The following is a 23,581-nucleotide window of genomic DNA, read 5'->3' on the forward strand; positions in this document are numbered from 1 at the left end:
GTCCGGTCCTGCGGGGCCCTGAGGCTCAGGCCGCCGGCGCCGGGTAGGTCGGGTACTCGACCCCGGAGACGTACTGGACGACCCGGACGACCTGGCAGGAGTAGCCGAACTCGTTGTCGTACCAGAGGTAGAGGATCGCGTTGTCCCCGTCGACCTTGGTGGCGCCCGCGTCGACGATCGAGGCGTGACGCGAGCCGATGAAGTCGCTGGAGACGGCGTCGGGCGCCGTGGTGAAGTCGATCTGGCGCTTCAGCGGCGAGGTCAGCGACACGTCGCGGAGGTAGTCGAGCACCTCGTCGCGGGTGGTCTCGCGGCCGAGGCGCAGGCTGAGGATCGCGATCGAGACGTCCGGGACGGGGACGCGGATCGAGCTGCCGCTGATCGGGGCCTTGAGGTCGGGCAGCGCCTTGGCGACGGCCGAGGCCGCGCCGGTCTCCGTCATGACCATGTTGAGCGGCGCGGAGCGGCCGCGACGGTCGGCGCTGTGGTAGTTGTCCAGCAGGTTCTGGTCGTTGGTGAACGAGTGGACGGTCTCCACGTGGCCGCGCAGGACGCCGTACTCGTCCGCCATCGCCTTCAGCGGCGGGACGATCGCGTTGGTGGTGCAGGAGGCGCAGGACAGGATCTGCTCGTCGGGCTTGATCGTGTCGTGGTTGACCCCGTGCACGATGTTGGGGACGTCGCCCTTGCCCGGAGCCGTCAGGACGACCTTGTCGATACCGGGGCGCAGGTGCTTGGACAGCCCCTCGCGGTCGCGCCACTTGCCGGTGTTGTCGATCAGGATGGCGTCCTTGATGCCGTACGCCGTGTAATCGACCTCGGACGGGTCGTTGGCGTAGATCACCTTGATCTCGTTGCCGTTGGCGATGATGGTGCTGGTCGCCTCGTCCACGGTGATCGTGCCCTGGAACTGGCCGTGGATCGAGTCGCGGCGCAGCAGCGAGGCGCGCTTGACGAGGTCCGCCTCACCGCCGCCGCGGACGACGATGGCGCGCAGGCGCAGGCCGTTGCCGGAACCGGTCTTCTCGATGAGCAGGCGGGCGACGAGGCGGCCGATGCGGCCGAAGCCGTAGAGGACCACGTCGCGGCCCTCGCGGCGCTCGATCTTGTCGGCACCCGTGGCGCCGGCGACGGCGCCGGCGGTGAACTCCTCCACCGACAGACCGCGATCGTCCGCCGCGTACGACGCGGCGAGCATGCCGAGGTCGATCTGCGAGGGACCGAGGTCGAGGGTGGTGAGCGCCTGGAGGAACGGCAGGGTCTCGGTGACCGAGAGCTCCTCACCGTCGATCTGGCGGGCGAACCGGTGGGTCTTGAGAATGCTCACCACGGACTTGTTCACCAAGGAGCGGCTGTGCAGCAGGATCGTGACGTCCCGCTCCCGGTGCAGCTTTCCGATGATCGGAATCATCGACTCCGCGATCTTCTCGCGGTTCTTCCAATTGGTGAACGAGTCGTCATTGACAGTCACAGAATTATCTTTCGAGCTAGGCGGCGCTCATATGCTAACCCGCGCGCGGACCGCTCTTTCAGGCACCCCCTGAGCCGACGGTCAGCCCTCGGCGCGCTGGGTCACGGGAGCGGTGCTCTCGTCGCCCAGGAACTCGTACCAGCGGCGCTGGAGGCACAGGTAGCGGGTGTCCGCCTCGGCGAGCGCGAGGAAGGAATCGACCGTGTCGGCCAGCCGCTCGCGCAGGCCCGGATCGGTCAGCTCGCCGTCCTCGCCGAAGGCCGAGTGCGCCATGGCGAGACTGAACATGTCGGGGTACACCCGGGCCCCGAGGTGTTCGAGCGGGACCCGCAGCGCCCAGAGCCCGCGGTTCCCGCCGATCATCGACGGGGAGGCGGACACCAGCAGGGTCTGCTTGTCCTTGAAGGGCTGCGGCCGGAACCGGGACACCCAGTCCACCGCGTTCTTCACGACGCCGGGCACGGACGCGTTGTACTCGGGCGAGGCGATCACCAGGGCCTGCGCCGCCAGCAGCCGCTCGCGCAGGGCGGCCGACCCCGGGGGCTGGCCGTCGGCCTGCTCGGCGTCGCCGTCGTACGTGGGCATCACGAAGTCCCCGATCCGGGCGAGGTCCGCGACGGCGCCCGAGCGCTCGACCTGACCGGCGACGAGCGCGGCCAGCCGGACGTTCACGGAGCCCTCGCGGGAGGACCCCGCGAGGACGAGGACCCGTAGCGCGTCGGGTCCGGTGGTGACGCTCAGGGGAGCCGGGGCGGCCGGGTCCGTCGGGAACTTCGGGCTCTGGGACTGGTTCGCATCGGTCACGTGCGGGACCGTACGGGACCCGCCGGGGGTCCCCGCGGCGCGGCGCACGGGCTGTCACCCGGACGGGGTCAGTTGGCGCCCCAGCCGCCGTCCAGGGGGAGCGAGGAGCCCGTCACGTAGCCGGTGTGCGGACCGCACAGCCACAGGGCGGCCGCCGCGACCTCCTCGGGCTCGATGAGCCGCTTGATCGGCGACCGGGTCAGCAGGACCTCGGAGACGACGTCCCGGGCGTCGATGCCGTGGGCCGCGGCCTGGTCCAGGATCTGCCCCTCGACCAGGGGGGTGCGGACGTAGCCGGGGCTGATGCAGTTGCTGGTCACGCCGTACGGGGCCCCCTCGATGGCGGTGACCTTGCTCAGCCCCTCCAGCGCGTGCTTGGCCGCCACGTAGGCCGATTTGTACGCGCTGGCGCGCAGCCCGTGCACGCTGGAGATGTTGACCACCCGGCCCCAGCGGGCCGCGTACATGTGCGGCAGCACGTGGCGCAGCAGCAGGAAGGGCGCTGTGACCATCACCTGCTGGATCAGGGCGAAGCGCTCGGGCGGGAACTCGGTGATCGGGGCGACGTGCTGGAGCCCGGCGCTGTTGACCAGGATGTCGACGGCGGCGGGCAGCCCCCCGATCGCGCCGGGGTCGGCCAGGTCGACGACGTGGGCGTGGCCGCCGACGAGGCCGGCGACGGCCTCGGCCGCCGCCGCGTCGATATCGGCCACGTGCACGACGGCCCCGGCCTCGGCCAGGGCCACCGCGCACGCCCGGCCGATGCCGCTGCCGCCGCCCGTCACCAGGGCGACACGCCCCCGCGGACCCGAGGGGGAAGGAAGTTCGCTCGTCATGTCCGGAAGCGTAGGGAGGGCCGCGGGCGGCGCCCACGGTGCCGCACCCCATACCCGGACCCGCCCGTATGGAGGCGGGCGCCATGCGGTCACCCATGCGGTCACCATGCGGGCGCCATGCGGCCGACGGCGTACGCGGCCGGGGGCGCCGCGTCCTCAGGCGTCGAGCGGGCAACTGGTCAGAAGGGCCGCCGGGGTGGCCGACGGGTCCCGGGGGACGGTGCGGCCGAGCGGCGGCCGCACTCCCCGGCCGATCCAGTCCTCCAGGGCGGTGAAGGCGGCGCGATGGCAGGGGGTGAGGGGGCGCAGCCGGTCGGGGAAGGCGTCGACGAGCGAGTCCACGTGGGTGCCGCCCTCGATGCGGTAGTAGCGCAGCAAGCCGCCGCGGCCGGCCCGGCGGACCATCTCGGCGTAGACGTCGGAGTCCCGGGAGATGGGGAGCAGGACGTCGAGGGTGCCGTGCAGGGTGATCAGCGGTTTGCCGATCCGGCCGGTGAGCGCGATCCGCTCGACGGCGCGGCGGACCTCCGCGGGCCGGTCGGCGTACGCGTAGTCGGCGTCACAGGCCGGGGTGCCGGGCGCGCAGAAGGGGGTTCCGGCCTCGGCCGGACCGTCGAAGCCCGGGTCGAACTCCTCGCGGTAGATCCGCTGGGTGAGGTCCCAGTAGTAGGTGTGGTGGAAGGGCCACAAGAACTCCGAGCCGGCCGGGAAGCCGGCGGCGAGCATCGCCTCGTGCGCCTGCCCGGCCCGCGGGCCGCCGGCCGCGTACACGGGGTAGGCGGCCAGTGCCGGGGGCAGGAAGGTGAGGAGACCGGGGCCGTCGGCCCGCCACAGGGTGCCCTCCCAGTCCACCCCGCCGTCGTACAGCTCCGGATGGTTCTCCAGCTGCCAGCGCACCAGGTAGCCGCCGTTGGACATGCCGGTGGCGAGGGTGCGGTCCGGTGCCCGGTGGTAGCGCTGCGCGACGACCGCGCGGGCGGCCCGGGTCAGCTCGGTGACCCGGGTGTTCCACTCGGCGACGGCGTCGCCCGGCGCCCGCCCGTCGCGGTGGAAGGCGGCCCCCGTGTTGCCCTTGTCGGTGGCGGCGAAGGCGTAGCCGCGCGAGAGCACCCAGTCTCCGATGGCCCGGTCGTTGGCGTACTGCTCGCGCACGCCGGGGGAGCCGGCGACGACGAGTCCGCCGTTCCAGCGGTCGGGCAGCCGGATGACGAACTGCGCGTCGTGGTTCCAGCCGTGGTTCGTGTTGGGGACGGCGGCCGGGGCGGCGGTGTCGGGGAAGTAGCCGTCGATCTGGATGCCCGGCACACCCGTCGGGACGGCCAGGTCCCTGGGGGTGAGACCGGCCCAGTCGGCCGGATCGGTGTGCCCGGAGGCCACGGTGCCGGCCGTCGTCAACTCTTCGAGGCAGTCGGCCTTTTGGTGCTCGGCTCCCGGTACGTGAAGGCGTGCGCGGCGGGCGCAGTGCGCGTCGGTCCCGGCGGCGGCCGGGGGAGCGGGGAGCGCCGGCAGGACCGAGGCCAGCAGGGCGACGGCCGCGGCGGCGGTCAGAGTGACGGAACGGATGGACGGTGGCATGGGGAGGCTCCAGGGGGCGCGTCGGGACGGGCAGGGCGGGACAGGGGGGCAGGGGGGCAGGGGGGGGGCAGGGGGGTCAGGGGCAGCCGGCGTCGGCGATGACGAAGTAGCCGGCGGGTGCCTCTTTGAGGGTGTGGGTGACGTAGAGGTTGTAGAGGCCGAGGTTCTGCCCCGAGCCCTTGGCGTACGCGTAGCTCCCGTCGGTCGTGGCCCGGCCCGCCCGTACCTGCTGGTAGTTGCTCGCCTTCCAGCAGGAGGCGGGCGCGCCGGTCGTGCTCGCCGTGAGCGGTGCGGAGCGGGCCCCGGCCGCCCCCGCCGCGTCGCGGGCCGTCACGGTCCAGGTGTGACCCGTACCGGGGGCGAGGCCGCCGTCCGTGTGCGGGGGGCCGGCCGGGGTGGCGATCAGGATCCCGTCCCGGTGGACGGCGTAGTCGGCGGCGCCCTGCACCGGGTCCCAGGTGAGGGTGACGCTGGTGTCCCCGACGGCGGAGGCGGCCAGGCCGGAGGGCGCGGGCAGGGTGCCGGGGGCGGGGCCGGTCGTGCCGTCCAGACCGAAGAACTCCGAGATCCAGTGGGCGGAGCAGATGGAGGCGAGGAAGTACGCAGCCCCCGTGTGCCCGCACTGCCCGGAACCCGGGCCCGGATCGACCGGGGTGCCGTGCCCGATGCCGGGGACCCGGTCCACCTCGACGGCCACCGTGCCGTCGGCGGTCCGGTACTCCTCCTGGCGGGTCGCGTTCGGACCGATGACGGAGGTGCGGTCAGGGGTCTGCGGGAGACCGTGCAACGCCGTCCACTGGTCGCGCAGTTCATCGGCATTGCGGGGCACGACGGTGGTGTCCGCGTCCCCCTGCCAGATCGCGACCCGGGGCCAGGGGCCGGGCCACGCCGGATACGCGTCACGGACCAACTGGGCCCAGGCGGCGGGGGATTTGTCCACCCCGGGGTTCATGCACGTGTAGGGGCTGCTCCCCTTGGCGCAGTCGTAGGGCAGGCCGGCGATCACCGCCCCGGCCGCGAACACGTCCGGGTAGGCCGCGAGCATCACGGACGTCATGGCGCCGCCGGCCGACAGGCCCGTGACGAAGGTGCGGGCGGGGTCGGCGGAGTAGGCGGAGGCGGCGTGAGCGGCCATCTGCCGGACGGACGCGGCCTCGCCCTGGCCGCGCCGGTTGTCCGCGGACTGGAACCAGTTGAAGCACTTGTTGAGGTTGTTCGCGGAGGTCGTCTCCGCGAAGACCACCAGGAACCCGTCGCGGTCGGCGAGTTCGGGCAGCCCGGAGTTGTCCGCGTAGGTCTGGGCGTTCTGCGTGCAGCCGTGCAGGGCGATCACCACGGCCGGGTCTGCCGGGAGGGAGGCCGGCCGGTACACGTACATGGCGAGCTGTCCCGGATTGGCCCCGAACTCCGTGACCCGCTGGAGCGTGACGGCCGCGCGAGCGGGGGAGACGGGCCCGGCCACCACCCCGCCCACGGCCAGCAGCACCAGCGCGAGCAGCCGCGCGAGGGCCCGGCGCTTTTGCCCGTACGTCTGCCCGTACGTCTGCCGGTACGACCGGCCGGGCGGACGTCGTCGGCCGGTGGTCCGGGTCTCGGATGATCTGCTGCGCAAGGGCATGGCGGCTCCCTGAGGGGGGCGGGCAGGGCGCGGGCCCGTCGTCCGGGCCCGCGGTGCCCGCCACCGTAAGAGCGGCTCCGCCCGCTGCGGCATGGCGCGGAGCGCCATATTCGGGCCACCGCTTGACCGCTCCGCGAGGGTTGCGGGGGCTCGCGCCCGCTGCTACCGGGTCGCCGCGGTCGCCGTCCCGGGCGGCCACGCCGCAGTAGCGGGGCACGCCGTAGCCGCCGTCACCGCCACCGCCAGCTCCGCGTCCGTCGCCGTGCGCACCTCGTCGAGCGAGACCCCGGGAGCCAGTTCGCGGAGCAGGAATCCCTCGGGGGCGATGTCGAGGACCGCGAGGTCGGTGATCACCCGGTGGACCACGCCCCGCCCGGTCAGCGGCAGCTCGCACCGCTCCACGAGCTTCGGCGTGCCGTCCTTGGCGGTGTGCTCCATGAGCACGATCACCCTGGCCGCGCCGTGCACCAGGTCCATCGCGCCGCCCATCCCCTTGACCATCTTCCCGGGGATCATCCAGTTGGCCAGGTCGCCCGAGGCCGACACCTGCATGGCCCCCAGCACGGCCGTGTCCACGTGCCCGCCGCGGATCATGCCGAAGGACAGCGCGGAATCGAAGAACGAAGCCCCCGGCCGGACCGTGACCGTCTCCTTGCCCGCGTTGATCAGGTCCGGGTCCACGTCCTCGGCCACCGGGTACGGGCCCACGCCCAGGATGCCGTTCTCCGACTGGAGCACCACCTCGACCCCCGGTGGCAGGTGGCCGGGGATGAGGGTCGGCAACCCGATCCCCAGGTTCACGTACGTACCGTCCGCCAGCTCGCGGGCGGCGCGGGCCGCCATCTGCTCACGCGTCAGAGCCATGTCACACGCCGCCTTGCTCGTCGAGGAGGAGGCCCGTCCGGACCGTGCGGCGTTCGACGCGCCGCTCCGCCGCCGGATCGCCGGGATGTACGGGGACCACCCGCTGCACGAAGATGCCCGGCAGGTGGACGCTGTCCGGATCCAGCGCTCCCGGTTCCACCAGCTCCTCCACCTCGGCGATGGTGATGCGCCCCGCCATGGCGGCGAGGGGGTTGAAATTGCGGGCCGAGGAATGGAAGACGAGATTGCCGTGCCGGTCCCCGGCCGCGGCCCGGACCAGGGCGAAATCGGTGGTGATGGCCTCCTCCAGGAGGTACTCCCGGCCGCCCCAGCTGCGCAGCTCCTTGGGCGGCGAGGCCACGGCGACGCCCCCGTCGGGGCGGTAGCGCCAGGGCAGGCCGCCCGCAGCGACCTGCGTACCGGCACCGGCCGGGGTGTAGAACGCCGGGATGCCCGCGCCACCGGCCCGCATCCGCTCGGCGAGGGTGCCCTGCGGGACCAGCTCCACCTCCAGTTCGCCGCTCAGGTACTGCCGGGCGAACTCCTTGTTCTCGCCCACGTACGAGCTGGTCATCCGGGCGATCCTGCCCTCGCGCAGCAGCAGGCCCAGACCCCAGTCGTCCACCCCGCAGTTGTTCGACACCACCTCCAGGCCGCGCACCTCCGGGCGCTCCAGCAGCGCGCCGATCAGCACGCCCGGCACCCCGCACAAGCCGAAGCCGCCCACCGCGAGCGAGGCCCCGGCGGGGATGTCCGCCACCGCCCCGGCCGCGCTCGCGACCTCCTTGTCCAGCCCCATCGCACACCCTCCTCCGCCCGGCCCGGGCCGCCGTCCACCCCGAACGGGCGGCGCGCGGCCGGGCCGGCCCGACCGACCCTAGGAACCGCCGGCCCGCCCTGGCCATGGCGGCCGGGCACACACCGGACCGCCCCTCTGTGGTGCCCCCGGCCGGGCGCCGGGCTTGGTCAGGCGCTCGCGGTCAGGGCCCCGGCCAGGGCTGCCGCGTAGGGGTGGGGACGGCGCCGTCGTGGCGACAGCACCCCGACGTGCCGTGCGGGGGAAGGGGGTTCTACCGGTACGACGGTCACGCGGTCGGCATCCCCGTCGCGACCCCCGACCCCCGGCGGCAGCGCGACCCGGGGGATCAGCGCGACGCCGACGCCCGCCTCGACGAGGGAGCGCGCGAAGAAGTAGTCCGTGGTGGAAGCCGCCACCCGGAGGCCGAAGCCGGCCCGGTCCGCGTACCGGCGCACGTACGCCTCGGTCTTGAGGCAGCCCAGCACCCAGCGGTCGGAGGCGAGTTCGCGGAGAGCGACCGATGCGCGCCCCGCGAGCCGGTGCCCCGGCGGCAGGACCAGCGCCAGCGGATCCTCCATCAGCGGCAGCCAGTCGAGCGCCGCCCCGGGGGGCAGCGGCAGCGGCCCGTCGAAGTGGTAGGTCAGCGCCAGATCGGCGGCGCCCGAACGGACCATGGGTACCGCCTCCTCCGGCTCGGCCTCCAGGACCGTCAGCTCCACCTCCGGATGCGCGGCGACGAACGCGGCGAGCGCGCCCGGCAGCAGCCTCCGGCCGCCGCTCACGAAGGTGGCGACCGTCAGCCGAGGCCGCTCGGCGGTGACCCGGCCGATTTCGTGGCGCACCCGGTCGAGCTCGGCCGACACCGCCTCCGCCGCCTCCACCAGCAGGCGGCCCGGCTCGGTGAGGGTGATCCCGCGGGTACTGCGCACGGCGACGGGGTGACCGACGGCGCGCTCCAGCGCCGCGATGTGCTGGGAGACGGCGGACGGCGTCAGACGCAGCGCCCCGGCGGCCTTGTTGAAGCTGCCGTGCTCGGCCACGGCGCGCAGGATGCGCAGCCGCTGCACATCGATCATCAGTTTCCCTTACGACGCGATCAGCATTCCGGTAGTTCCGCTGGGGACGGTACAGCGGCAGAGTCCCGGACATGAAGAAGATCCTTGTCATCGGCGGCAGCCGCTACTTCGGAAAGCACCTGGTCGCCCTGGAGCGGGACGCCGGGAACGAGGTGACCGTCCTGAACCGGGGCTCCGCGGCCCCGCCCCGGGGCGTCGGCCACCTGACCGCCGACCGGGAGGACGAAACGGGACTGCGGGCGGCACTGGGGGAGCGCACCTTCGACGTGGTCTTCGACCAGGTCTGCTACACGCCGCGGCAGGCGGAGATCGCCCGCCGCGTCTTCGCCGGCCGCACCGGGCGGTACGTGATGACCTCGACGATGGAGGTCCACGACCCCGCGCCGCCCACGCCCGAGGCGCGCGCCTACGCCGAGGGCAAGCGGCGGGCCGAGGCGGTGCTGGGGGCGGAGCCCGCCTTCGGCCACGTGGCGGTCCGCACCGCGCACGTACTCGGCGGCGGCCGGGCGGAGTTCACCGGCCGCCTCGCGCACTACGTGGAGCGGATCGGCGCCGGGATCCCGGTGGCCGTGCACGAAGCCCCGTACCCCACCTCCTTCATCCACCACCACGAGATCGCCCGCTTCCTGCACTGGGCCGGGCAGCGGGAATTCACCGGGCCGGTGAACGCCTCCTCGCACGGGGAGCTCGACGTGCTCGGGCTGTCCCGGGCCGTCGCCGAGCGGGTCGGGCGGGCGCCGCGCCTGCGCACCGTCGCGGCCGGCTCCGAGGCCTCGCCGTTCTCCTTCGACCGGGCCTACGCGATGGACAACGGCCCGGCCGCCGCGCTCGGCTTCCGCTTCGGGAGGCTCACGGACTGGCTCCCGGAGGCCATCGGGGAGAGTGCCGCCGCACTCCGGGCGTAGGGACACCGGCCGTCCTGCGGCCCTTCGAGGCTGTCCCGCGACGACCGCATGCACGTGAGATGTCTCTCATGCCGGCGCCGAAGGCCCTGCCGGTGCCGGGGCGGCGAAAAGGTTGGTGCGCGGCGCCGAGAGGACCGGGTAACGTCTTTGTCATGTTCTTCCAGACGCCGATTTACGAGTGAGAGCGTGACGGGCCCCCGCTGACGTCCTTCGACGTCGCCGCCCGTCCCCCACCGACGCATCCGTAGATCACTCCACATCATTACCGGGAGAACCCGTGACCGTGAGCAAGAACATCAACAACCCCGTGGGCCAGGGCGGCGGCCAGCGCAAGCGGCAGTCCCGCGCCGAGCGGCAGAACAACGGCCCCCACCGCAACCTCGACCGCCAGGGCGCGGCCGACCAGAAGGCGGAGCTGTTGCGCAAGATGCGCGAGAAGGCGGCCGCGGCCGAGGGCGCCGGGCAGACGGGCGACGACACCGCACAGAACTGACGCACCGCCGCCGCAAGGCGGCACCGCACGGGGCAGGGCCCGGACCGCGACGCGCGGTCCGGGCCCTGCTGCCGTCCCGGGCACCACCAGGGCCGTCCCGTGCGCAGCCCCGGCGATACCGCGGCTAACGGTCACCGGCTCGGCGCTCCAGCGGAGTTGCTACCGCCGAGTTGTTCACACTGAAGGTGACGCTCCCCGCCCGGTATCGGTCGTCGGACCACTCGATGGGGCGGCCCGTCCGGGTCGCGGAGACGTGCCGCTGGCGCAGCAGCGGGCTGCCGCGGCGGATTTCCAGCAGCCGGGCGTCCTCGCTGCCGGCGGGAAGCGCGTCGATGAGGTGCTCGCCGTAATGGGCGACGATGCCGGAGCCGTCGGCCAGCCCGTCCATCACCGAGCGGCAGTCTTCGGGCATCGCCTCCACCGCCGCCGCGACCCAGTCGGCGTAGGCCGTCCGTTCGACCATCGTCGGCTCACCGTCGAGCAGCCGGAGCCGCAGCACGGCGAGGATCTCCGTGCCGTCCGGCAGGGCCAGCCGGTCCGCCTCCTCGGCGGTGGCCGGGCGGCGGGTGCGCGACAGGAACCGGCTCGCGGCCTGGTGGCCGACCCCCTCGGCCCACTGGGCGAAGCTGTTCAGCTCGCCGAAGCTGTGCTTGCGCTCGTGGCGCAGGACGATCCTGCGGGCCCCCTGCCGGGAGCCGATCAGCCCTTCGGCGGCGAGCATCGCCACGGCCTGGCGGACGGTGCCGCGGGAGGCCGACCAGCGCGCCGCCAGATCGCTCTCCGAGGGCAGTTGGGCGCCCACCGGGTACTGGCCGGAGAGGATCGACCGGCGCAGCGCCTCGGCGATCTCCAGATACCGCACCGTAGCCATGCTGTCCTGTTCCCCCTTGCGTTGATGTGTGTACCGGTCCTGAAGATCATCTTGAGGGCTGTCCGGCACGGTTGTGCCCGGCCGGTCTCCGGTCTTCGTCGAGACGTGCTCCACGGGACAGCCGCCGTTCACCGCCCGTACAGCGACCCAGGGCGAACTGGAGCCAACTTGTTCAGACAAGTGAACACCCTCCACGCGTTCTTCATGCGTTTTCGTCTCCGGGAGAGACCGTGCTCAGATCCTCCGCCCGTCGCGGTGCGGCCGTTCTGCTCAGTGCCGCCGTGCTCACCACGCTCAGCGCGTGCGGCGCCGCACCCGACCAGTCCGCCGGCTCCGCCGGTGGCGACGGCAAGAACAAGATCCAGCCCGGCGCCGCCACCTCGGTCGCCGATTTCGGCGGCCTGGAGGGCCTCGTCGCGGCCGCCGAGAAGGAGGGCGAGCTCAACGTCATCGCGCTGCCCGCCGACTGGGCGAACTACGGCGAGATCCAGAAGGCGTTCCAGGCGAAGTACCCCAAGGTCAAGATCAACGCCGAGAACCCGGACGCCTCCAGCGCCGACGAGATCGCCGCCGTGAAGTCCCGCAAGGGCCAGACCCGCGCCCCCGACGTCCTGGACCTCGGCATCGCCTTCGCCCGCAGCGGCGCCGCCGAGAACCTCTTCGCCCCGTACAAGGTCACCGCCTGGGACCAGATCCCCGCCGCCCAGAAGGACGCGGACGCCCGCTGGTACAACGACTACGGCGGCTACGTCTCGATCGGCTGCGACGCGGCCCGCATCCCGAACTGCCCGAAGTCCTTCGCCGACCTGGCCAAGCCCGAGTACAAGGGCAAGGTCGCCCTCAACGGCAACCCGACCAAGTCCGGCTCCGCCTTCGGCGGCGTCTACGCGGCGGCCCTCGCGAACAAGGGCTCCTTCGCGGACATCCAGCCCGGCATCGACTTCTTCGGCCAGCTGAAGAAGAGCGGCAACTTCATCCCCGTCGAATCCACCCCGGCCACCGTCGAGAAGGGCGAGACCCCCATCTCGATCGACTGGGACTACCTGAACGCCGGCTACGCCGAGCAGTTCAAGGGCAAGGGCGTCGACTGGAAGGTGGCCATCCCCACCGACGGCGTCTACGCCCAGTTCTACTCGCAGGCCATCAACAAGGACGCCCCGCACCCGGCGGCCTCCCGCCTGTGGATGGAGTTCCTGTACAGCACCGAGGGCCAGAACCTGTGGCTGAAGGGCTACGCCCGCCCCGTGCTGCTGCCCGCCATGACCCAGGCCGGCACCGTCGACAAGGAAGCCGTCACCAAGCTCCCGCAGGTCCAGGGCACCCCGACCTTCCCGGCTTCCACCGAGCTGGACAAGGCCAAGGCCACCCTCTCCGAGAAGTGGGACAAGGCCCTCAGCTGATGTCCGCCTCCACCACCACCTCCCACGCGAAGGGGACCGCCGGCGGCCTTGCCACCCGCCGCCGGCGGCGCGGCCCGCGCACCTGGCTCGCCGCCCTCCCGCTCCTCGCCTTCACCGGGCTGTGCTTCGGCGTCCCGCTGGGCGCCATCGCCTTCGGCGCGGTCACCCGTACGGACCCGGTGAGCGGGGCCACCGAAGCGACCGGCGAGCACCTGGCCCGCTCGCTCCAGGGGCCCTACCTCGGCTCGCTCGTCGGCAGCGTCCAGCTCTCCGCCCTCACCGCACTCGTGGCCGGGGTGCTCGGCGTCCTCATCGCACAGGCCGTCGTCACCTCTCCCTCCCGCGCCCTGCGCGGAGCGACGCTGACCGCCTCGGGCGTCCTCGCCAACTTCGGCGGGGTCCCGCTCGCCTTCGCGTTCATCGCCACCGTCGGGATCTCCGGGGTCGTCACCCAGCTCGCCGACCTGACCGGCCTCGGCTGGAACCTGTACTCCTTCACCGGCCTCACCGTGGTCTACCTCTACTTCCTGACCCCGCTCATGGTGCTGGTGACCGTCCCCGCGCTGGACGGACTGCGCCCGCAGTGGCGCGAGGCCGCCCAGAACAACGGGGCGAGCGCCTGGCAATTCTGGCGCCACGTCGGCCTGCCCGTCCTCGCACCCTCCCTGCTCGGCGGGTTCGTGCTGCTCTTCGGCACGGCCTTCGCCGCGCACGCCACGGCCGCCGCGCTCGTCGGCGGCTCCGTCCCGCTGGTCACGCTGAAGATCGCGGACGCCCTGTCCGGGAACGTGCTGACCGGCCAGGAGAACGTGGCCCTGGCCCTCGGCCTCGACATGATCGTGATCGCCGGCCTGGTCATGGCGGTCTACCTGCCCCTCCAGCGACGGAGCGCCCGATGGCTGCGATGACCCCGACGCCCGCCCCGAACGACGGGGCCGCCCCGGCGGCTTCGAGCGAGACGGCGGCCACGACGGCCACGACGGCTGTGAACGCCACCGCCGCTGCGGCTCCCGGGACGGCCGGTCCGGCCGCCGCCGGCCCGGCCGGGCAGCTGGACCGGCGGGAACCCCCGGCCCGTGCGCCGCGCCGGTTCCGCCCCCGCTCCCGGCCCCGGGTGTGGCGCGGAGCCGTGCTCGCGCTCGCGGGTGCGTACTTCGTCCTCCCGCTCCTCGCCTCCTTCGTGTTCACCGTGCACGTCCCCGGCCAGGGCGTCAGCTTCGAGGCGTACACCCAGCTGCTCTCCGCCGAAGGGTTCACCGAGAGCCTGCTGCTCTCGCTGGGCCTCGCCGCCGCGACCATCGCCGCGTCGCTGCTCCTCGCCGTGCCCGCGCTGGTCGCCGTACGCATCGGCTCCCCGCGCCTGCGCCCGGTCGTGGAGGTGATGTGCATGATGCCGCTGGTCGTACCGCCGATCGCGCTGGTCACCGGGATCACCACGGTGCTGCGCTGGGGTCCCGAACACCTCTCCAGGACCCCGCTCTACCAGACCTTCCTCGCGGTCCAGAACCCGGACTTCCCCCTCGTCCTGGTCCTCGCGTACACCGTGCTCGCCCTGCCCTTCGTCTACCGCTCCCTGGACGCGGGACTGCGCGCCGTCGACGTCCCGACACTGGTCGAAGCCGCACGGAGCTGTGGCGCGAGCTGGCCGTACGTGGTCCTGCGCGTGATCCTGCCGAACCTGAGGGCCGCCCTCGCCGGAGCCGGCTTCCTCACGCTGGCCCTGGTCCTCGGAGAGTTCACGATCGCCTCGCTGCTCGGCTTCCAGCCCTTCGCCGTGTGGATCGTGTCGATCTCGGGAGCGCACGCCCGCATGTCGGTGGCCGTCTCCGTCCTCAGCCTCCTCATCACCTGGTTGTTGCTGCTCCTCCTCTCCCGGGCCGGTACCACCCCCGCTACCGTGTCTCCCGGCCCCTCGCGAAACGCCCGCACCTCCCGCACCTCCCGCACCTCCGGCAAGGAGTCCTGACCCGCATGTCCCTCACCCTTCCCGAGGCCAGGAAGCCCGCGGAAAGCGAAGCGTCCCCCGGCGGAGCCCGAGTCGAATTCCGTGGCCTGCGCCGTGCGTTCGGCTCCACCATCGCCCTCGACGGACTCGACCTCACCATCGAGCCCGGCGAACTCGTCGCCCTGCTCGGCCCGTCGGGCTGCGGAAAGACGACCGCGCTGCGCGTAGTCGCCGGCTTCGAACACCCCGACTCCGGCGAAGTGCTCCTCGACGGACAGGACATCACGCGGATCCCGGCCAACCGCCGTGACGCCGGCATGGTGTTCCAGTCGTACAGCCTCTTCCCGAACCTCAACGCCCGCGACAACGTCTCCTTCGGCCTGCGCGTCCGCAAGGTCGGCGCGGCCGCGCGCCGCGAGCGCGCCGCCGAACTCCTCGACCTGGTCGGCCTGCCCGACCACGGGGACCGCTACCCGCACCAGATGTCCGGCGGCCAGCAGCAGCGCGTCGCGCTCGCCCGCGCCCTCGCCCTGCGCCCCCGGGTCCTGCTCCTCGACGAGCCGCTCTCCGCGCTCGACGCGAAGGTACGGGTCAGCCTGCGCGAGGAGATCCGCCGGCTCCAGCTCTCCTTGGGCATCACCACCGTGTTCGTCACGCACGACCAGGAGGAGGCCCTGTCCATGGCCGACCGGGTCGCCGTCCTCAACGCGGGCCGCCTGGAGCAGTGCGCCGCCCCCGCCGAGCTGTACGAACGGCCCGCGACCCCCTTCGTCGCCGAGTTCGTCGGCACCATGAACCGCCTCCCCGGACGCCTGGCCGGCTCCGGCACGGTCGAGGTGGCGGGCTCCCGGCTGCCCGTGGACGGTCCGGTGCCTTCGACCTCCGATGTCGAGGTCCTCGTACGCCCCGAGAACATCACGGTGACGGCGGCCGCGGAGGGCGCCGAGGGTGCGGCCACCGTCGTATCGGCCTCGTTCTTCGGCTCGGTGACCCGGCTGCACCTGGATCTGCCCGACGGCACCCGGATCAAGGCCGACCTGCCCTCGCGCGAGGCCGGAGCCCTCGCACCGGGCGCGCGGGCGGCCGTGGGCCTGGCCGAACGCCCCGTACTCGTCGTCGCCACCGCGACCGCGACCGCATCGGCATCAACCTCAGGGGACGCCTCATGACCGGACTCGCCGCCGTTCTCTTCGACATGGACGGAACCCTCGTCGACACCGAGGTCCTGTGGTGGCAGACCACCGTGGAGATCGCCGCGGACCTGGGGTACGCGCTGACCGACGCCGACGCCCCCGAGGTGGTCGGCCGGGCGGTGGAGGACACCGCCGCACACCTCGTACGGGTCGCCCGCGCGGGGGATGCGGACGAGGTGGCGCGGGCCCTGACCGACAGCTTCTTCGGCCGGGTCGAGGAAGGCGCGCCGATGCGGCCCGGCGCGCAGCGGCTGCTGACCGCCCTGGAAGCGGAAGGCCTGCCGTTCGCCCTGGTCAGCGCCTCGCCCCGGGTGGTGGTGGACTCGGTGGTGGGCGGCTCGCTGGCCCATGTGCCCTTCGCCTTCACCCTGTCCGCCGACGACACGTCCCTGACGAAGCCGCACCCGGACCCCTACCGGGCCGCAGCCGCGCGGCTCGGCGCGGAGCCGTGGCAGTGCGTGGCGGTCGAGGACTCCCCGGACGGCGCCGCCTCGGCGGAGGCGGCCGGCTGCGCAGTCCTGGTGGTCCCGTCCCTGCTGGAGGTCCCGGCGTCGCCGGTACGCACCTTCGCGCCCTCCCTCTCCGAGGTCACCCCGGCCACCCTGCGGGCCTGCCTGGTCGCTCCGCTGGGGGTGTGAAGCCTAGGCCGTCAGGTCGAGCAGGTTCAGGATTCCGTCCGCGTAGGCGGCCGATTCGGAACCCGGGTACCGGGACGCCGTGGCGCGCAGCCCCGGCAGGCCGGAGCGGATGTGCGCGGCACACTGGCCGTAGAGGCCGGCCTCGTGCGAGGAGCCGTCGTCCTCGGCGCCCAGGAGGCGCAGCAGTGCCCACAGCAGGGCCTCGCGCGTCGACTGCCGGGGCGGGCCGGCGGACCAGACCGCCATCAGGACCCCGCACACGGCCGGTGCGGGCGGCCGCAGCACCCCGGTGTGGAAGGCGTGGCCCTCCAAGGCGCGGAACGCGGCCGGGTGCCCCTCGGCCGCGTCCCACAGGGTGTCCGGGAGGTGACCGAGGTGACCGGCCGGACGGCCACAGCCGCATTCGATGGCGTTCCAGTCGTGCCGGGCGATCTCCCCGGCCACCGCGTCGGGCACCAGCGGGCTGGTGCGGGGCTGCTTTTCCGTCGTTCTCACGGGAGAAGTATGGGATCAAGCCGGTGGCCCGTCCAGAGCGGCCCGCCCGAAGCGGAACGCGTGGTCAGCCGCCGTGCCCCTGGCAGCCGCAGCCCTTCGCCGCGGCGCGCGGCAGCCCCTCCGTGAACTCGCTCTGCGAGAACACCGCCAGGACCGTCGCCGGCTCGGTGCCGTGGTTGGCCAGGGTGATCTCCTTGCCGGCCGGCAGCATCGCGAACGCACCCGCGGCCACCGTCTTGGCCCCGCACCCGCACGAGGCCTCCACCGTCCCGGCGACTCCCGTGAGCAGCAGTTCGGACGCCCCGTGCGCGTGGGCCGGGATCGTTCCCCCGGCCGGCACCTGGATCCGGACGGCCGCGAGCGCGCGGAAGGGGCCGCCCTCGGGGTCGAGGCGGAGCACCGGCCCGCCGGTGGTCGCGTCGGGGGCGGTGTCGATGGTCATGCCGAACATGGTGGGTTCCTCTGCGCGTTGGTGTGCGGCTCCCGCCGCGAGGGCCGGGCCACGGCCACCGGTCCTTCCGGTCACGGTTCGAATTTAGGCGATGGACATCGTCTCAATACCGGGCGAAACGTCCCGACCTCCCGGGCCCTTCGCCCCGCCCCCGCCCTGCCCCGCCCCGCCCGCCCCGCCCGGCCTGCCCCGCCGACCGCCCGGCCGGCCCCGCCCCCGGCCATGACAGGCTGGCCCCGTGAACGAGGCACCGCGCGACCCGGCCCCCAGGACCCCGCTCTACCTGAAGGTCGCCGGGGACCTGCGGACCGCCATCACCGCGGGCGAGTACGGCTCCGGCGCGCGACTGCCCGCCGAGGACGAGCTCGCCCGCCGCTACGCAGTCTCCAGGGGTACGGTGCGCCAAGCCCTCGCCGCCCTGCGCACCGACGGGCTGATCACCTCGCGGCGCGGCACCCGCCGGGTCGTCCTCGGCGGCGGCGCGGGGGAGGCCGGGGGAGTCGCGGAGCTCCGCAGCTTCACCCGGTGGGCCCGCTCGCTCGGTCAGGAGCCCGGGGGGCGGACCGTGGCAGTGGACCGGGGCGAGGCCGACGCCGAGGAGGCGGAGCAGCTGCGGATCGACGCGGGCGCCGCCGTGTACCGCGTGCTGAGGCTGCGCACCCTGTCCCGGGCCCCCGTGATGGTGGAGCGCACGACGTACCCCGAGCCGGTCGGCGTCCTGGTCGCGGACATGCCGCCGGACACGGTCTCGTACTCCGAGCAACTCGCCCGGCACGGAGTCCTCTTCGCCGACGCCCACCACACCATCGACATCGCGGCGGCCGACGCCGACGACGCGCGGCTGCTGGGCTGCCGGGAGGGCGAGGCCCTGCTGCGCGAACGGCGCCGCTCCACCGACCCGGCGGGGACCCCGGTGGAGTGGTCGCAGGACCGCTACCTGCCGGGCACGGTGGCCTTCACCGTGCACACCACCGCCGTCAGCGCGCTGGGCCGCCTGCTCGGCCCCTGATCAGGCGTTCTCGATCAGCAGGGCCTCCAGCAGGGGCCGGAAGTGGCCGAAGTCCGGGGTGGCCTGCCCGGGGTCCTTGGCCTGCTCGTCCCAGCGCCGCACGGCCACCGCGTCGGCCGCCCCCGGCAGCGCCTCGAACGCCCGCGCCTCCTCAACGGTCATCGGGCCGCCCTGGACGCGCAGGGTGTGGACGGAGGCCTCCGAGAGCAGGTCGAAGTAGCCCGGCTCGGCCGTGCACAGGTAGCGCTTGGCGGCCACGTGCAGCCGGACCGGCTCGGTCACCTCCGGCCCGAACCACCGGGCCAGCCAGTCGGCCCCGGTGTGGCTGTGCCGGTTGTCCCGCCCGCCCTCCATCAGGTCGCGGCCGGTCACGGTTCCGTGGAAGTGCCCGATGTCGTGCAGCAGCGCGGCCGCCACCAGGTGGGCGGGGGCACCGGCGGCCTCGGCGAGGGCTCCCGCCTGGAGCATGTGCCCGGCCTGGGTGACGGCTTCGCCGAAGTACTCGGCGCTGCCCTCGCCCTCGAAGAGGCGGGTCAGCGCGTCGACGGCGCCGGCCGGGCCGGTGGTGTCGTGGGGGCTCACGCGGAGGCCCCTTCGCGGCGCAGGACGGCAAGGGTGGAGAGCAGCCCGTCGAGATCGGCGTACGTCCCCTGGAGGTGGCGTCCCCCCGATTCGGTGAAGGCGGTACGGGCGTGCAGCAGGCGGGTGTTGTCGAAGACCACGCAGTCGCCGGGCGCGAGCCGGAAGTCGAGCCGGAGCTCCGGCCGCTCCAGCAGCTCGCCGAAGAGCCGGTAGGCCGCGTAGAACTCCTCCAGCACGGTCGCCGGCCGGTGCAGCGTGGAGATGGATCGGTTGTTGAAGCGGACCTCGCGGATCCGCCCCAGCGGGTCCACGTCGATCAGCGGCCGGTGGGCCCGCAGTTCGCAGTGCGCGTCGGCGAAGGCGAACTCCACCGGCACGCGGGTCAGCACCTCGAAGGCCTCCGGTTCCCGCGCGCGCAGCAGCGCGGCCGCGTGGAAGCCGTCGACCAGCCCCGAGTCGCCGCCCCGGGCCTCGTTGCGCAGGCAGTGCAGCAGTTGGAGGGTCGGTACGGGATCCCGGTAGGGGTTGTCGGTGTGCGGGGTGATCAGCGCGCCGGTGAAGGCCAGGTTGTTCGGGGCGGCCTCCACGCGGACCTCGAAGAGCTCCCCGTAGTTCGTCTCGCGGACGAAGCCGAAGGTGCGGGCCACGTCCAGCACCATCCGGTCCCGGCACGGAACCTCCCGCAGGAGCGCGAAGCCGAGCCGGACCACGCTGTCGAGGACCTGCTCGCGGACCTCGCGGGAGCTGATGTACGCGTCCCAGCCGGCCTGCGGGATCCGCCCGTCGAGGTCCCCAGCCGCCCACAGCTCCTTGTCCGCCTCGGTCCGCCCGTCCCCGGCCGCGCGGTACGCCGAACCGTCCGGGCCGTGGGCTTCGAGCCACCAGGCCGGGTACACGGAGCGGTGGCCGTCCGGCTGCCACACCACCTCCCAGCCGGGCCCGCCGTCGGCGGCGGGCACTTCGCGCACGGAGCCGACGGCCAGGCCGGCGGGCAGCTCGGTGATCTGGAACAGCTTCTGCCCGGTGCGCGGGTCACGGCACTCGGCGCACGGGCAGTTGTCGCGCAGCCAGGGCGCGGGCGGGCGGGTGATCGCCGGTACGGGCATCGTGGCTCCTGCCATGTCGGAAAGTTGTATATACAACTCCGGGGGCTCGCAGCGTGCCAGGGGCAGGTGACCGGCAGGTGGCGCACAGGTGGCCGGAACCGGATCGCGGCGCGGGCCGTCTGAGACCGGGGCGAACGCCCCGGTTGGGCGGGCCCGACGGGCCCGCCGGCGAACGGGCCCGCGGGCGGTCGAGCGAGGGGTGTGGGGGAGACGGTGCGGACGGCACGGGTGGTGTGGACGCCGGCGGCGCGGACGGCGAGCGTGGTGTGGACGCCGCTGGCGCGGACGGCGCGGTGGATCAGGGGAAGGGCCGGACTCCTGCTGTTCGCGCTGCTCGCGACCCAGTTGGGGTCCCTCGTCAGCCCGGCCCACGCCTGCGGATGCGGGGCCATGGTCCCCGACGGCGGCTCCCGGATCGGAGTCTCGCGGGAGGCCTCCGTGGTCCGCTGGGACGGCAGGACCGAGCAGGTGGCGATGCGGTTCACGGTCCGGGGCGATGCCAAGCGGGCCGCCTGGATCATGCCGGTGCCGGGCCGGGCCACGGTGCGGCTCGGTGACGCGGGCCTGTTCTCGCAGCTGGCCGACCTGACCCGGCCCGAGCGCCGCACCCGCGGCTACTTCTGGCCCCGTCAGGGGGACTGGCCCTTCGCCTCCGGCCGGGGGGACGCGGCCGGAGCGGCGCCCCCCGGCAGCGGCGAGGCGCGGGTCGGCGTCATCGGCCGGGAGCGGCTCGGGGATTTCTACGTTGCCCGCCTGACGGCGACCGACCCCGAGGCGCTGGGCGACTGGCTCGACGCCAACGGTTTCGTGCTCCCCGACCGCCTCTCCGCCGAGCTGGAGCCGTACGTGGACCAGCGCTGGGAGTACGTCGCCGTACGGCTCGCCCCCCGGGAGCAGGGCGCCACCCTGCGCGGCACCCTGGACCCGCTCCTGATCAGCTTCGAGAGCGACCGGCTCGTCTACCCGATGAGGCTGTCGCGACTGGCCTCGACCGCTCAGTCCCTGGGCCTGTACGTCCTGGCGGAGCACCGCATGGAACCCGTCTCCGCGATCGGCGGCGACGCCCCCGAGGTGACCTTCGCGGGGCGGATCACCCCGACGGGTCCGGTCGCCGAATTCGCGGGCGCGGAGCCGTTGTTCCTGACGGCGATCGACCAGGGCTTCCCGGACCCGTCCCGGATCGACGGAGACCACGAACTGCGCGCCGCCGCCGGGGACGCCCCGTACCGACGGGTCGAGTACTCCGACGCACTGCTCACGGTCGGCGGCGTCCCGGTCTGGCTCCTCACGCTCGGGGGCCTGCTGGTGGCTGCCCCGGCGGCCGCCCTGACCGCGCTGCGGCTGCGCCGCGGCCGGAGGGCCGTGCCGGAGGGGCCGCACGTGTAACCGTGCGGCCCCTCCCCTGCCGTCAGTGGGCGGGGGATTCCGCTCCGGGTGACCGTCGGTGGGTGGGGGTGTGCTGCGCGTCCCGCCCGGCCTCCCGGGCCAGGGCCGGAGCGCAGAGCCACCAGGCGACCAGACCGGCACCCGCACCGGCCATCGCCCCGGCGGCGGTGTCGCTGAGCCAGTGCGCGTGCAGCCAGGTGCGGCTCCACATCATCGCCAGCGTGAACACCGCGCCGCCGATCCACCACGCCCGCCGCCGGGCGGCCGGGACGAGGAGTACGCCGACGATGACGACCAGGAGCGCCGCGCCGGCCGCGTGGCCGGAGGGGAAGGAGCCGTGGTCGACCCGGACCAGCGGATTCTCCGGGCGCGGCCGGTCCACCACGTTCTTGAGGCCCTGGATGACGAGCATGTTTCCGGCCATGTAGACGGCGAAGAGGAACCCGGCCGACACCCAGCGCCGCCGGACGCTCAGGAAGGCCAGCAGCGCGAGCGGGACGACGGCGCCCACCGGCCCCCCGAACCAGTTCAGCAGCGTGGCGACCACGGAGGGGATCCCCTCGTGCGGTCCGCCCATCCAGGACAGCCAGCGGTCGTCGAGCCCTTGGAAGGGTGGCTGTGCGACGTCCCCGCGCACGACGAGCGCGAGCCCGGCGGCGGCTCCGAGCAGTGCGATTCCCAACGTGAGAGTGCCGGTGCGACGGCTGCCGCGGTCCGGTGCGGACGCGGGTGCGCCGGCTTCGAGGGGTGGGTCGACGGGGATCGTGGACATGGCTGTGCTGCCTCTCGCGGCGGGGGAAAGGAGGGGTGACGAGGGGGACGGAGAGTGCGGGTGAAGGGGCGATGGGAGCAGGGTGTGTGGCTGATTGCGGTGTGGCCACATCTCGTGCTTACACGTGTAATCAAGGAATGTAGCCATGCCTTTCCCGCACCACAAGCCCCGCGTGTCCGGCAGTCCGGTAGTCCAGCAGCCCGGTCGCCGGGGTCAGTTCCCCGCGTCGGCCCCCGGCCGGATGATCGTGATTCCGGATCCCGGCGCCGTGCCCATCGCCGCGAGCGCGGCCGGCGCCCCGTCGAGCGGGATCGTGGAGGTGACCAGCAGATCGGGCCGCAGCGCCCCGGAGCGGACCATTTCCATCATCGGCGGGTACGCGTGCGCCGCCATCCCGTGGCTGCCGAGGATCTCCAGCTCCCACCCGATGACCCGCTCCATCGGCAGTGCCACGGCCCCCCGCGCCGCGGGCAGCAGCCCGACCTGTACGTGCCGTCCGCGCCGGCGCAGCCCGGCCACCGACGCCGCCGCCGTGGCCGCGGAGCCCAGTGCGTCGAGCGACAGGTGCGCACCGCCGCGGGTCAACTCCCGTACGGCTTCGGCCGCGTCGACCCGCCGCGGATCCACACAGTGCGCGGCCCCGAAGGTCCGGGCCAGCTCCAGCGCCGCCGGCGCGGTGTCCACGGCCACCACCCGGGCTCCCGCCGCCACCGCGATCATCACGGCCGACAGCCCCACGCCGCCACAGCCGTGCACGGAGACCCATTCGCCCGGCGCCGCCCGGCCCTGCGCGACGACGGCCCGGAAGGCCGTCGCGAACCGGCAGCCCAGCCCGGCCGCGGTGTCGTACGAGAGCTCCTCGGGCACGGCCACCAGATTGACGTCGGCGTGCTCCAGCGCCACGTACTCGGCGAAGGACCCCCAGTGGGTGAATCCCGGCTGTGTCTGACGGGCGCACACCTGGTGCTGCCCCTCGGCGCATTCGGCGCAGCTTCCGCAGGCGCAGACGAACGGCACCGTCACCCGGTCCCCGGTGCGCCAGTTGGCGACTCCCCGGCCCACCGCCTCGACCACACCGGCCAGTTCGTGGCCGGGGACGTGCGGCAGCGTGATGTCCGGATCGTGCCCCATCCATCCGTGCCAGTCGCTGCGGCACAGACCCGTCGCCTCGACCCGTACGACCACCCCACCGGCGGCCGGCACCGGATCGGCCACGTCCCGCACCTCGCCGGGCTCCCCGTACCGCTCGAACACCACCGCGCGCACGCCGACCGCCTCCACTCGCCTGCTTC

24 protein-coding genes are annotated in these 23,581 nt (G+C 73.6%); 9 read left to right on the forward strand and 15 right to left on the reverse strand.

Annotated elements, in window-relative coordinates; genetic code table 11:
- Positions 1 to 25: 25 nt before the first annotated feature.
- The 8 genes from AC6CKD_RS28270 to AC6CKD_RS28305 all read right to left on the reverse strand — a co-directional run bounded on the left by AC6CKD_RS28270 (position 26) and on the right by AC6CKD_RS28305 (position 9,043).
- Complete coding sequence (locus AC6CKD_RS28270; RefSeq protein ID WP_498331047.1) at positions 26 to 1,471, reverse strand: glyceraldehyde-3-phosphate dehydrogenase; 1,446 nt, start codon at positions 1,469 to 1,471, stop codon at positions 26 to 28.
- An 81-nt stretch (positions 1,472 to 1,552) separates the two neighbouring features.
- Positions 1,553 to 2,212 (reverse strand): NADPH-dependent FMN reductase, encoded by a 660-nt coding sequence (locus AC6CKD_RS28275; RefSeq protein WP_498331297.1) that lies wholly within the window; start codon positions 2,210 to 2,212, stop codon positions 1,553 to 1,555.
- Positions 2,213 to 2,343: 131 nt separating this feature from the next.
- Entirely contained in the window at positions 2,344 to 3,111 is a 768-nt protein-coding gene (locus tag AC6CKD_RS28280) for a 3-hydroxybutyrate dehydrogenase (protein WP_498331048.1), read from the reverse strand.
- Between the two features lie 156 nt (positions 3,112 to 3,267).
- Positions 3,268 to 4,686, reverse strand: coding sequence for a 3-hydroxybutyrate oligomer hydrolase family protein (locus AC6CKD_RS28285; protein WP_498331049.1), 1,419 nt, complete (start codon positions 4,684 to 4,686; stop codon positions 3,268 to 3,270).
- A gap of 76 nt (positions 4,687 to 4,762) precedes the next feature.
- Positions 4,763 to 6,064 (reverse strand): extracellular catalytic domain type 1 short-chain-length polyhydroxyalkanoate depolymerase, encoded by a 1,302-nt coding sequence (locus AC6CKD_RS28290; RefSeq protein WP_498331299.1) that lies wholly within the window; start codon positions 6,062 to 6,064, stop codon positions 4,763 to 4,765.
- A 402-nt stretch (positions 6,065 to 6,466) separates the two neighbouring features.
- Positions 6,467 to 7,168: a CoA transferase subunit B gene (locus AC6CKD_RS28295; RefSeq protein ID WP_498331051.1), complete on the reverse strand. Its 702-nt coding sequence runs from the start codon at positions 7,166 to 7,168 to the stop codon at positions 6,467 to 6,469.
- A gap of 1 nt (position 7,169) precedes the next feature.
- Positions 7,170 to 7,967 (reverse strand): CoA transferase subunit A, encoded by a 798-nt coding sequence (locus tag AC6CKD_RS28300; RefSeq protein ID WP_498331053.1) that lies wholly within the window; start codon positions 7,965 to 7,967, stop codon positions 7,170 to 7,172.
- A 167-nt stretch (positions 7,968 to 8,134) separates the two neighbouring features.
- Entirely contained in the window at positions 8,135 to 9,043 is a 909-nt protein-coding gene (locus AC6CKD_RS28305) for a LysR family transcriptional regulator (protein ID WP_498331055.1), read from the reverse strand.
- A 71-nt stretch (positions 9,044 to 9,114) separates the two neighbouring features.
- Between AC6CKD_RS28305 and AC6CKD_RS28310 the strand changes: the two genes are divergently transcribed.
- Both AC6CKD_RS28310 and AC6CKD_RS28315 read left to right on the forward strand, forming a co-directional pair.
- Complete coding sequence (locus AC6CKD_RS28310) at positions 9,115 to 9,948, forward strand: Rossmann-fold NAD(P)-binding domain-containing protein (RefSeq protein WP_498331057.1); 834 nt, start codon at positions 9,115 to 9,117, stop codon at positions 9,946 to 9,948.
- Positions 9,949 to 10,225: 277 nt separating this feature from the next.
- Positions 10,226 to 10,441, forward strand: a complete 216-nt coding sequence (locus AC6CKD_RS28315) for a DUF6243 family protein (protein ID WP_498331058.1) — start codon at positions 10,226 to 10,228, stop codon at positions 10,439 to 10,441.
- 124 nt (positions 10,442 to 10,565) lie between these two features.
- Here AC6CKD_RS28315 and AC6CKD_RS28320 read toward each other — a convergent pair whose 3' ends face one another.
- Positions 10,566 to 11,312 carry a GntR family transcriptional regulator gene (locus tag AC6CKD_RS28320; RefSeq protein ID WP_498331059.1) on the reverse strand — a complete coding sequence of 249 codons (747 nt, stop codon included), beginning with the start codon at positions 11,310 to 11,312 and terminating at the stop codon, positions 10,566 to 10,568.
- A gap of 230 nt (positions 11,313 to 11,542) precedes the next feature.
- Between AC6CKD_RS28320 and AC6CKD_RS28325 the strand changes: the two genes are divergently transcribed.
- From AC6CKD_RS28325 to AC6CKD_RS28345, 5 genes are all read left to right on the forward strand, one after another.
- Positions 11,543 to 12,712: an ABC transporter substrate-binding protein gene (locus tag AC6CKD_RS28325; RefSeq protein WP_498331060.1), complete on the forward strand. Its 1,170-nt coding sequence runs from the start codon at positions 11,543 to 11,545 to the stop codon at positions 12,710 to 12,712.
- Complete coding sequence (locus AC6CKD_RS28330; protein WP_498331061.1) at positions 12,712 to 13,620, forward strand: ABC transporter permease; 909 nt, start codon at positions 12,712 to 12,714, stop codon at positions 13,618 to 13,620. The genes AC6CKD_RS28325 and AC6CKD_RS28330 overlap by 1 nt, the downstream gene beginning before the upstream one ends.
- 143 nt (positions 13,621 to 13,763) lie before the next feature.
- Positions 13,764 to 14,678 carry an ABC transporter permease gene (locus tag AC6CKD_RS28335; protein WP_498331301.1) on the forward strand — a complete coding sequence of 305 codons (915 nt, stop codon included), beginning with the start codon at positions 13,764 to 13,766 and terminating at the stop codon, positions 14,676 to 14,678.
- A gap of 5 nt (positions 14,679 to 14,683) precedes the next feature.
- The gene (locus tag AC6CKD_RS28340) at positions 14,684 to 15,826 is read left to right on the forward strand and encodes an ABC transporter ATP-binding protein (RefSeq protein WP_498331062.1); all 1,143 of its coding nucleotides are present in this window, start codon (positions 14,684 to 14,686) and stop codon (positions 15,824 to 15,826) included.
- Complete coding sequence (locus AC6CKD_RS28345) at positions 15,823 to 16,488, forward strand: HAD family hydrolase (RefSeq protein ID WP_498331064.1); 666 nt, start codon at positions 15,823 to 15,825, stop codon at positions 16,486 to 16,488. Before AC6CKD_RS28340 ends, AC6CKD_RS28345 begins: the two co-directional genes overlap by 4 nt.
- A 3-nt stretch (positions 16,489 to 16,491) precedes the next feature.
- Here the strand turns inward: AC6CKD_RS28345 and AC6CKD_RS28350 are convergent, their stop codons facing one another.
- Positions 16,492 to 16,983, reverse strand: a complete 492-nt coding sequence (locus AC6CKD_RS28350; protein WP_498331066.1) for a hypothetical protein — start codon at positions 16,981 to 16,983, stop codon at positions 16,492 to 16,494.
- A gap of 64 nt (positions 16,984 to 17,047) precedes the next feature.
- Positions 17,048 to 17,425, reverse strand: coding sequence for a cupin domain-containing protein (locus tag AC6CKD_RS28355; RefSeq protein WP_498331068.1), 378 nt, complete (start codon positions 17,423 to 17,425; stop codon positions 17,048 to 17,050).
- Positions 17,426 to 17,672: 247 nt separating this feature from the next.
- Here AC6CKD_RS28355 and AC6CKD_RS28360 point away from each other — a divergent pair, with 247 nt between their 5' ends.
- Positions 17,673 to 18,443, forward strand: a complete 771-nt coding sequence (locus AC6CKD_RS28360) for a GntR family transcriptional regulator (RefSeq protein WP_498331069.1) — start codon at positions 17,673 to 17,675, stop codon at positions 18,441 to 18,443.
- Here the strand turns inward: AC6CKD_RS28360 and AC6CKD_RS28365 are convergent, their stop codons facing one another.
- On the reverse strand, positions 18,444 to 19,025 hold the full coding sequence (locus AC6CKD_RS28365) for a phosphonate degradation HD-domain oxygenase (RefSeq protein WP_498331071.1): 582 nt from the start codon (positions 19,023 to 19,025) through the stop codon (positions 18,444 to 18,446).
- Positions 19,022 to 20,146: a 2-trimethylaminoethylphosphonate dioxygenase gene (gene tmpA / locus AC6CKD_RS28370; RefSeq protein WP_498331073.1), complete on the reverse strand. Its 1,125-nt coding sequence runs from the start codon at positions 20,144 to 20,146 to the stop codon at positions 19,022 to 19,024. Before tmpA ends, AC6CKD_RS28365 begins: the two co-directional genes overlap by 4 nt.
- A 282-nt stretch (positions 20,147 to 20,428) precedes the next feature.
- Between tmpA and AC6CKD_RS28375 the strand changes: the two genes are divergently transcribed.
- Complete coding sequence (locus tag AC6CKD_RS28375; RefSeq protein WP_498331302.1) at positions 20,429 to 21,517, forward strand: DUF2330 domain-containing protein; 1,089 nt, start codon at positions 20,429 to 20,431, stop codon at positions 21,515 to 21,517.
- Positions 21,518 to 21,539: 22 nt separating this feature from the next.
- Here AC6CKD_RS28375 and AC6CKD_RS28380 read toward each other — a convergent pair whose 3' ends face one another.
- Positions 21,540 to 22,289 (reverse strand): phosphatase PAP2 family protein, encoded by a 750-nt coding sequence (locus tag AC6CKD_RS28380; RefSeq protein ID WP_498331075.1) that lies wholly within the window; start codon positions 22,287 to 22,289, stop codon positions 21,540 to 21,542.
- Between the two features lie 213 nt (positions 22,290 to 22,502).
- Complete coding sequence (locus AC6CKD_RS28385) at positions 22,503 to 23,555, reverse strand: zinc-dependent alcohol dehydrogenase family protein (protein WP_498331077.1); 1,053 nt, start codon at positions 23,553 to 23,555, stop codon at positions 22,503 to 22,505.
- Between the last annotated feature and the right edge of the window lie 26 nt (positions 23,556 to 23,581).

This window comes from Streptomyces sp. GQ60 (genome assembly GCF_059758875.1).